This window comes from Mesorhizobium sp. M1E.F.Ca.ET.063.01.1.1 (genome assembly GCF_003998155.1).
Taxonomy (GTDB): Bacteria; Pseudomonadota; Alphaproteobacteria; order Rhizobiales; family Rhizobiaceae; genus Mesorhizobium.
On record NZ_RZSC01000183.1, the window covers coordinates 1 to 9,389 of the forward strand.

The window sequence follows — 9,389 nt, forward strand, 5'->3', positions numbered from 1 at the left end:
ATTGTCGCCCTTGCCTGTAATGGTCGCGTAGTTTTTTCGCCCAACCCAGCGGCGCTGGAGCAAGAATGCGCCCAGAGTGAACAGGAGCAAAATGATGGCGAGCACAGCCGCGCGCACCTGATTTGCTTGGGCGCCGACCACTGCGAAGTATATCTCGGTGGAAAGAAAGCCGTGCGCGCCGCCAAGGACGAGCGGATTGCCGAAATCGGCAAGGCTTTCGATGAAACCCAGTAGGAATGCGTTTGCGAGTCCGGGCCGTAACAGCGGCAGCGATATCGTGCGCATGGTGGCTGAAAGGTCTGCCCGCAAGGTCTGGGCCGCCTCTTCGAGCGACGGACTGACGCCCTCGACAACACCGATCAGAACCAGGAAGGCAATCGGTGTGAACGCAAGCGTTTGTGTCAGCCAAACGCCCCAGAAACCGTAAAGCCAGCGCCCGGCTTCGATATCCGCCACTTGCGACACCCAGGTCGTTACGGCGCCGGCACGCCCGAAAAGCAGGATAAGCGCCAAGCCCACCACAAAAGGCGGCGTGATGAGCGGCAAGACAGTCAGGGCGCGCAGCAATTTTTTCGCAGGAAAGTTGGTTCGGGTCATCAAAAGCGCGAAAGCCAACCCAAACAGTGTGGTGCTGCCTGCCGTCATCACCCCGAGGAGCAGTGAGTTGATCGCCACGCCGCAACTGCGCCCGCCAGACAGGCACGCAAGACCCCAGATATCTCTTCCGGCCGCGGTGGTGAGAAATGAAGTGATCGAACCTTGCCCTCCAGAGGGAGCGAAGGCTTGAACCAGGACGTGCAAAATCGGGTAGAAAACAAATATGCCGACAAGCGCCAGAACAAGGCCGATTGAGGCGATGGTGAAGGCGTCCCGGTTGCCCAAGCCTAACTTCGACCAGACGATGGCCACACAAACGAACAGGCCCCCACAGGTGATCATCGCCCCATAGCCGAGCGCGCTGGAATTGACGGCGGCCAAAAATTCGAGTCCGGTCCAGCGTTCCACGAACGGCGGCGCGACAATTGCCAGCAAGGCCGCAACCAACCCGACCAGGAGCAATCGCTCCCGGCCTTGCAGGAAGCGCATTTCAAGGGCCGACAGCAGCGCCAGAGCCAGGGACAGGAAAGGCAACGCTAGCAAAAGCCGGCCTTGGAAAAGCAGGTGAAGAAGGCCAGGGGCACCGGCTTCGGACAGCAAACCGCCGGCTTCAATCCAATCCGGCTCGAACAGGCCGTACTCGACACCAAACCAGGGAAAGAGGCAGAACCCCGCAAGGCCGAGTGCCGCAGAAATGGCGAGGGCGCGTTGCATGACGTGCTCCCTTCTTGGCGCGCGGACGACGTCCGACGCATGATCTTCGGTTGAAGTCGGCGGTTGGGCAGGTCCTGACCCGGCCTGAGCCCAACTAAGGATTCCTCACCTACCTGGCGGCCTTGATTTCGCTGTCGAAACGCGACAGCAGTCGGGACCGCACATCGGCAGTGCCGTAGGTGGCGAAGTCATAGTCGACAAGCTTGATCTTGGTGATGTCCGGCGCTCCCGGCGGAACGGAAGCCTTGCCATTTGAGGGCACTTGGTTCTGTCCGGCCGCGGCTCCCGTCGCCTGCCCCTCCGCGCTGAGGGCATAGTCGACGAACAGCTTGGCGTTCTCTAGATTTCGGGCTCCCTTGATGACGCTGACGGCGCCGATCTCGTAGCCGGTTCCCTCGCAAGGAGCGACGATCTCCAGAGGGAAACCGGCCTGTTTTTGGGTCACCGCATCATGCATGAAGGAGATGCCGATCAAGGTTTCGCCGCGGGCGGCCGCCTTGACCGGGGCTGAACCCGACTTCGTGTAGTTGTTAACATTGTGGTCGAGTTCGCCGAGGTATTTGAAGGCCTCGTCTTCGCCGAAGATTTGGACCAGCGTGGCCAGCACCGTATAGGCTGTTCCGGAAGAATTCGGATTGGCGATCTGTATTTCGCCTTGATAGGCTTCGTTGGCCAGATCCTTCCAGCATTTGGGCGCTGGAAGGTTCTTCTGTTGCATGATTTGCCTGTTGTAGGCGATGCCAAGCGCACCGGCATAGATACCGGCCGCGCGGCCACCAGATATCTCGAAGAAATTCTGTGCCCAAGGCAGCAAATCGGCCCTGTTGACTGAGGTATATGGCTCCAACAGCCCTTCGGATGCGGCCTGCAACTGCGGGTCCCCTGTGCCACCCCACCAAACGTCGACTTTGGGGTTTTCCTTCTCGGCACGGACCTGGGCGAGGATCTCGCCGGAGCTCTTGCGCACCATCGACACGTTGATGTTCGTCTTGCGCTCAAATGCCTTCTCGAATGCGGTGCACCAGGCTTCATCCGCGCCGCAAAGGACATTGAGCCTGCCGCTTGCCTGCGCGGCCGGCACTGACGCCAGTGATGCCGCGAAAGCCATCCCGGTGAGCATCCCAATCTTCATGCTATCCTCCCTTCCGACACAGCCGGCCACGTCCTCAAGGCCGCCGGAAGAGGATCGTACATGAAGTGAAAATCGCAACTCGATTTGTGTTGCGAGCCTTTCACGCCCCGCTCAATCTGCTTTCAAAAATGGCAATTGTTACATTTGTGGCGAAGCCGGTCATTAAGCTCCCTTTTGAAATCGCAGCGCGCGACTGTATGTTGTCACCAGGAGGAGTTGCTGTTGGAAAACATCAAGATCCTGATCGTGGAGGACGATCCGGAGATGTCTGAACTGATCTCCGATCTCGTGTTCTCCGAGGGCTGGATGCCGATCGCCGTGACATCGGCGGAGGAGGCTTGGCGGACGCTGGCGCAACAGCGCGTTCACATCGCTCTGATCGACCATAATCTGCCGGGGCTATCAGGACGCGCTTTCGCGCAGCGTCTGCGCCAGGAACAGAACATCGGCATTTTGCTGGTGACTGCATCTGGCAGCGCTGCCGACCGTGTGCTGGGCCTCGAGACGGCCGCCGACGACTATGTCGTAAAGCCATTCGAGCCGATCGAACTAGCGGCGCGCATCAAGGCTGTTCTACGCCGGTCGACGCGACATTCGCAGCTGGAGCCAAACGGTCCTTCACGAGAAGAGGCAGAACCGAGACTGCGAATCGGAAACTGGCAGATCGACTTCAAGCAGCGGCGTGCAGTATGCCTGGATGATCCCGCCGCCACGCTGACGAACTCGGAGTTCGCACTCCTGGAGGTTCTGGCCGAAGCACCGGGCGAAGCCGTCGATCGCGTTCGCATACTCAATCGGCTGGGTTCGGATGACGATCGCTTTATCGATCGCAATGTCGACGTGCTGGTGCTGCGGTTGCGCCGCAAGATCGAGCTCAATCCTTATCTGCCAAGGCACATCAAGACACGGCGGGGCAAGGGCTATGTTCTGGTGGTGGATCCTGCGAGCGAGGCTGCGGGTTGAAGCATCGATCGTTTTTCTCTTCCATAGCGTTCCGGCTGCCGTTCGCGATCCTGTCTATCTGCGGGCTGGTGGCAAGTCTCGCGCTCGTGGCGATCTACGGCCTGTCTCGGGCAGAATCGGAGATGACCTCCTACAGCTCGACCGCCTTCGCCAGCCTGGCCAAGGCGTCGACGATTTCGCGGCAGGTGTCTGCGCTGCTGTCGACGGCACCGTTTCTGCTCAATACGACGTCGCCCTATAGGCTCTCCAACGAAAGTCTGCAGATCGTCCGCCAGATCGACGCTCTGATGGAATATGTCGGGCGCCAGCCTGCCGATATTCTAGCCGATCTCGACGAAGACGACCGAACCCATCGGGTCCTCGACGTGCTTTCGGCGATCCGAAAGGAGACGCTTGCGCTTGCCGACAATGCGGACGAGGCGCAGCGCTATAAGAGCCTTGTTGGTGCTACCGTGGCGAAACTGGAGGCGCTGCAGGAAGAACCCAGGTTCGTGCCAACAAACAACGTCGCTCTGAAGCAGATTGCGATATCGGCGGCAGCGTCCGACAACTTTCTCCAGCTGGGCGAGTTGCAACGCCAATATCTGAGGCTCAGCGAACCGCCCGGCAGCACGAGCCCCGCGGTCGAGGCCAAAGGTACACTGGCGCTTTATGACGGCGTTTTCGAGCTGCGCCAGGCTTATCTCAGCCGCATGTTCGCAGTCCGCTCGGCGCTCACCCGGCTCGGCACGGCTTCACAAAATCTGGGGGCGGCCACAGAAGCGCAGTTCATGGGAACAGGGCAAACACTGAGCAAGGGGTTCGCTTCGACGACCCAGGCACTCAGTCATTTGCGCCAGGTCATCCTCGCCGCCCTGTTGCTGGTTATTGCGCTCAGCGTCGTCGCAATCCTCACGGTGATCCGGGTGTCCAAGGCCATAATGGGGATTTCCGAGGGCATGCATCAGCTGGCGCGGGGCGAGAAGGACGCTCAAGCGCCGCGCTTCGAAGGTCCTGAAACAGAACTGCGTAACCTTGTCCGGGCTTTCACGGCATTCAAGGCAAGTGTCGACCGCGTCGCGCGCCTGCGGAGCACCGCAGAGGCTGCTGCACGCACCATTCGATCGACATTTCGCAGCATGAATGAAGGTATCGCCATATTCGACCATTCAGGCCGGCCGATAACCATGAACCACCGTATCATCAAGCTGATGCAGCAGAATCCGTCCGCCCGCAAATTGCCCGCGCGCTCCTTTGCGTCGAAGATCAAAGAAATCGCCCCGGACCTGCTTCCTGATGGTCTGGCGAACCCGGGCAATTTGCGCAACCCGATAGTCCTGCGCGCCAGATGCTCGGCGCATAGGGTCTTGGAGATCTCGCTTTCACGACAGGCGGGCGAACGGGTCGTGATGCTTGTCCGGGACATAACGGAGTTGGACCTCCAAGAGGCTGATGCCAGGAGAGCGCAAAGGCTCGACGCGATGATGCGCATGACGCACCAGGTCAGCCACGAAGTCGGCAACATGATCGGCATCATAACGGGCAGCTTGGGTTTGTTGGAGAAGGCCGCGCCCCTTGAGCCGATGCAACAGCGCCATCTGGCGCGCATACGCAAGGCGGCGGAGCGCGGAAAGACGTTGGCCAGCAGCATGCTTTCGGCTGCAAGCCAGCAGGTGCTTGCTCCGGCACGATTCGATGTCGGCGCACTGCTGCTGGGAATGCTGGATGTTCTCGAGATGGCCGCCGGCAATCATTGCGTGATAAGGCTCGATCTTCGCCGGCCATTGCCTCCCGTCTTCGTAGACCCTGCCCTGTTCGAGCAAGCGGTGCTCAATCTGTGCCTGAACGCTGCCGCAGCGATGCAAGGGGGTGGCGAAATCCTCATCATTGCAGAGCGACGACAAGCGATGCTTGCAGTCGAAGTCTGCGACCAGGGCACCGGGATGGCGCCTGAGGTGATGGATCGGGCATTCGAGCCGTATTTCACGACGCGACCGAACAGGGGGGGTACGGGGCTAGGCCTGGCTGTCGTGTACGGCTTCGTCCGGCAGAGCGGCGGAGAGGTGTCAATCCACTCACACCCGGGCGAAGGCACACGCGTTGAAATGCTCTTTCCAGCACTGCCGGAGCACGGCGGACACGAGCAATCCCCGGAACTGGCGAATGAGCAGTAGGGAGCAGATCGTCAGGTCAGTTGGCCGGCATTCCATTTGGATTTTTTTGGGAGGGAGAGAGAGGTTAACATTTGTGGTGGGTGTTTGGGCTTGGCTGCTTGAGGATAACCAAACGAGGCTGCGATGCTCGAGAAGGTGATGTGGAAGCCGCCTGTGCTTCCGGTGAAGGATGTTTCGGGGGATGGGCGGCAGTTCACCTCGCTTACGTCGGCGGCGAGCCAGAGCAAAGCGCAAGCTGATGGGATTGCGCGCTCGCTGGCGGCAGGCAAGGGCATCGACCAAATTGTCAAGGAGCACCCCGGCTGGACGCGCGAGCAGGTGCTCGCCCAGTTGAGGGCGGCAGGTTACGAAGTGAAGGTGACAGAGCCGCAAGCAGGCGAGACGCGGGTGACGCAGGTGCGCGACCCGAAGAACGGCAGGACGGTCACCGAGTATTCCGATTTCCAGCATGGCACCTACTACACCGCGGTGAAGTCACCGGGGGGTGAGGAGGTGTCGACGCCGGTGCGCGACGGCCTGGGGCGCAAGGTGACCAGCCATCGTGACGCGTCAACGGGCGCGATCACGACGCGTTATGAAGACGACCTCAATCTGTCTGACGGAACGACTGTCGAGACGACGCGGCTCGCGGACGGCACGATGGTGACGAAGACCACGCAGCGTAGCGGCGCCACTGAGACGGAGGTGACAGCCCCCGACGGGCAGCGGACGAAGCTGGCGCAGGATCAGAAGCCGACACGCGAGGGGGCGCAGCCGATCCTGAAGAAGATTGCCGATGGCAAGACGATCGACGAGATCGTCAAGGAGCACCCTGGCTGGACGCGCGAGCAGGTGCTCGCCCAGTTGAGGGCCGCCGGCTACGAGATGAAGGAGACGACGCCCACGTCAAACGACACTTCCGGCACGACGCAAGTGCGCGATCCGCACACGGGCAAGGTGGTGGCAAGCTACTCGGGCAACGGTCTCGACGGGCCGTACAGTTCGCAGCTTGTCAACGGAGATGGCGATACCATCACGGTTACACGGGATTCCCAGGGCAAAACCACGCGCAAGGTGGTCGAGTCGAACGGGCGGCAGACGACCACCACCACGCGGGAGGTGGACGGCAAGACACAGAAGACCGTCAAGGTGACGTTCAACGGCCATACGTTGACAACGGGTCCTGACGGCAAGCTCGCGCTAACCGACGGCGAGGGTAATGAAGTGAAGATCAAGCCGGGCACGATGCTGGAAGGGTTGGCCCGGACCCTCATGGCCGCCAATCCCAACAGCAGCGATCCTGCCGAGCGCAAGGAAGGGGAGATCGTCAAGACGTTCATTGAGGGCGTCTTTGCCGGCGAGCGGCTGCCGGACCTGATCGGTGAGGCGCGAGGTCTGGGCGAAGAGACTCAGCGCATGCTGGCAAAATATCGCGACAGTCATGTAGCGCAGCCGATCAAGGACAAGGACAAGAACATCATCGATCCGATCGGGCTGCCACCGGCGGGCAACGCGCCCTCGGGCGGCAAATGGGTACCGGTGAAGATCCAGGGCCAGTGGAAATGGGTAGACCCCAAGGTGGCGCAGGCGATGGCGGCAGAGAACGTGGCGCTGTCACGGGTTGCCGAGACCCGCGCCAAAGTGCATCGCAGCCAGGCACAGTTCGACGCCCTCGCTCTTGATCCGGCCTACAAGGGCGCGCTTGCCGATGCACGCAGGACGATCAACAAGGCGCTGGCGCCCTACGGATTGCAATGGAGCCCCCCGAAGCCGAAAGGCACTTTGGAGGAGGCGCGGCAGAGGCTGGCCGGCACCGAGACGATGCTGAAAAACGCCAGCGGCGCGCGCAGCGAGTACGAGCAGGCGGCACGCATCCTCAATAACGCCATCACTCGGTTGAGTTCCCTCTCAGTGCCGCTGGTTGCTCCACCTGTGACAGGGCCTCGAGTGCGCACTGTGGGTGTCAACCACGCGTTGCAGGATGCGCAGGATGAAGAAGCGCGCACGAGGGCAGTCAGCCTGTTTTCGGAGGTCGGTCTGCACATGAGCAGCGGCGACAAACTCTCGCTCGACTATCTGGTCGGCCTCGGCGAACAGAACCTGGCGGCGAGCAAGGGAACGCCGCAGCACAAGAAGCTCGAGGCAGCGGTGGCCGACCTCAAGCAGATGCAGACAGCAGCGGGCCAGCAGTTGGAGCTGGCAGAGGCCTACCACAACTTCTACCAGGCCCGCGGCGATGCCTCGGCGCTGCGGGTTCTCGGCCAAAAACTCCTTACCGAGTACGACAGCAAGAACCAGTTCCTGTTCGAACCCAACAAGAAGCACAGCACCTATGGCGGCAAGTATCTGGGCAAGTTCACAGGCCAGGAGATCGAAGTCCGGGACGGCCAGGCCTGGGTGGTCAACCACTTCGAGGAGGGCACGACCGAACAACAGCTGACCTATGCGCCTGACGCCAAGAATGTGCGCGGCGAGTATCGGGATCGGGCCCTTAACAAGGAATGGCAGACAGCGCTGAAGCCCAATCCTTCCGTCTGCCAGAATGATCCGCTCCAGGCCGAACTGCAGGCGGGCAAGAATCTCAACACGGTGCTGAAACAGCAGATTGATGGCAAGATCAAGATTCTCGACGGCACCATCCGCGACTTGCAGAACCGTTATGACGGTGCCCTGAAAGAGCACGGTCCGGGCAGCGCGGAAGCGCCGGCGGGAATGCTGCCAAAGGGGACGCAGCCAGTCGAGGTCGATGTCGGCGGACACAAGATCAAGGTCGCGCCGGAAGTCGCTTCCCAATATGAGAAGGGCGGGCTTGAGGCACTTGCAAAGGGCGGCAAGCCGGTCTGGATCGAGATTGAGCGCGACGACGGCAGCCGCGGCACCGATGGCCGCTGGGTGGACCCAGAGCTTGCGGTCTTGCGGCTGCGGCTGAGCGCAGCACAAACGCAGCGTCAGGGCGTAAGCGACCTTCGTAGCGAGGTGGAAGGCTTCAGGGCCTGGTACACGTTGCGCCAGCAAGAGCCGGCCCCGCTGGTCGGAACCGACCCTGGACTGGACAAGGCCTCTCTCGACCATCACCAACAACTGACGCTCGACGCCATCTACCAGCCGCAGTACCAGGCCATGCTGCGCTCCGCGCAAAACGACAATGGCAGCGACTTCGAGTTCCACCGTGTGGAGGGCTCGACGCTGGAAGCGACCGTCTCGCGCATGCTCGGCCTCGGCGGCAGTTCCGAGGGACGCAAAGCGCTGAAGGAAGCGACCCAGGAGATCCGCGGGATCGGTGACAAGGTGGATGTGCGCGTCGTGCCGCTCTTCCATGTCGACGAGACCGGGGGCTCGCAGCAGATCGCCCTGCTTGCCGTCAAGGGTGGCGACGGCAAGATCTGGTACATCGATGCCGCCGGCATGAAGTTCGAGAGCCTGAAGGACTTCCAGGACAACAACCGGCAGTTCGGCGAGAACGGCAAGCTGGTGGTGCCCGCCGGACTGGAGATGAAAGCAGGCGCCGACGGCAAGATCGCGCTTGACGTGGTCAAGGCGCGCAATGTGTCGGTCCAGGAAAAGATCGTCGATCCGGTAGTCGGCCTTATCGGCACCGTTGCCACGGTCGCGTCCTTCACGGAAGTTCTTGCTCCCGTCGCAGCCCCCATTGCGCTAGCCAGCGGCGCCTATCTCGGCGGCCGCACGTACCATATGCAAGAGCAGTATCTTAGCCATGGCGGCGATTGGGGCGACAGCGAGTCGCTGATGAACGTGGGCATGATGGCAACGGTTGCCCTGCCGGTGGGATCGAGCACGCTGCGCACCATCGGCATGGCGGGAAAGCCGCTCGCCAGCGGAGCGCGCATGTC

General features: G+C 61.3%; 5 protein-coding genes. 3 read left to right on the plus strand and 2 right to left on the minus strand.

Annotation, left to right across the window (positions count from 1 at the left end; translation table 11 throughout):
- Both EOA29_RS15240 and EOA29_RS15245 read right to left on the minus strand, forming a co-directional pair.
- A partial coding sequence (locus EOA29_RS15240) for an ABC transporter permease subunit (protein ID WP_145969679.1) occupies positions 1 to 1,311 on the minus strand: 1,311 nt, incomplete at its 3' end.
- A 109-nt stretch (positions 1,312 to 1,420) separates the two neighbouring features.
- The gene (locus EOA29_RS15245; protein ID WP_127221104.1) at positions 1,421 to 2,431 is read right to left on the minus strand and encodes an ABC transporter substrate-binding protein; all 1,011 of its coding nucleotides are present in this window, start codon (positions 2,429 to 2,431) and stop codon (positions 1,421 to 1,423) included.
- Positions 2,432 to 2,659: 228 nt separating this feature from the next.
- On the opposite strand from EOA29_RS15245, the gene EOA29_RS15250 reads away from it, so the two are divergent.
- From EOA29_RS15250 to EOA29_RS15260, 3 genes are all read left to right on the plus strand, one after another.
- Positions 2,660 to 3,406, plus strand: a complete 747-nt coding sequence (locus EOA29_RS15250) for a response regulator transcription factor (RefSeq protein ID WP_127221102.1) — start codon at positions 2,660 to 2,662, stop codon at positions 3,404 to 3,406.
- Positions 3,403 to 5,559, plus strand: coding sequence for an ATP-binding protein (locus EOA29_RS15255; RefSeq protein WP_127221103.1), 2,157 nt, complete (start codon positions 3,403 to 3,405; stop codon positions 5,557 to 5,559). Before EOA29_RS15250 ends, EOA29_RS15255 begins: the two co-directional genes overlap by 4 nt.
- 123 nt (positions 5,560 to 5,682) lie before the next feature.
- On the plus strand, positions 5,683 to 9,389 hold a 3,707-nt coding region (locus EOA29_RS15260; RefSeq protein ID WP_145969680.1), incomplete at its 3' end, for a hypothetical protein.

Bases quoted from the DNA above. Each gene is read 5' to 3' on its own strand.
- EOA29_RS15245 (WP_127221104.1), bottom strand. From the start codon at position 2,431: ATGCTCACCGGGATGGCTTTCGCGGCATCACTGGCGTCAGTGCCGGCC.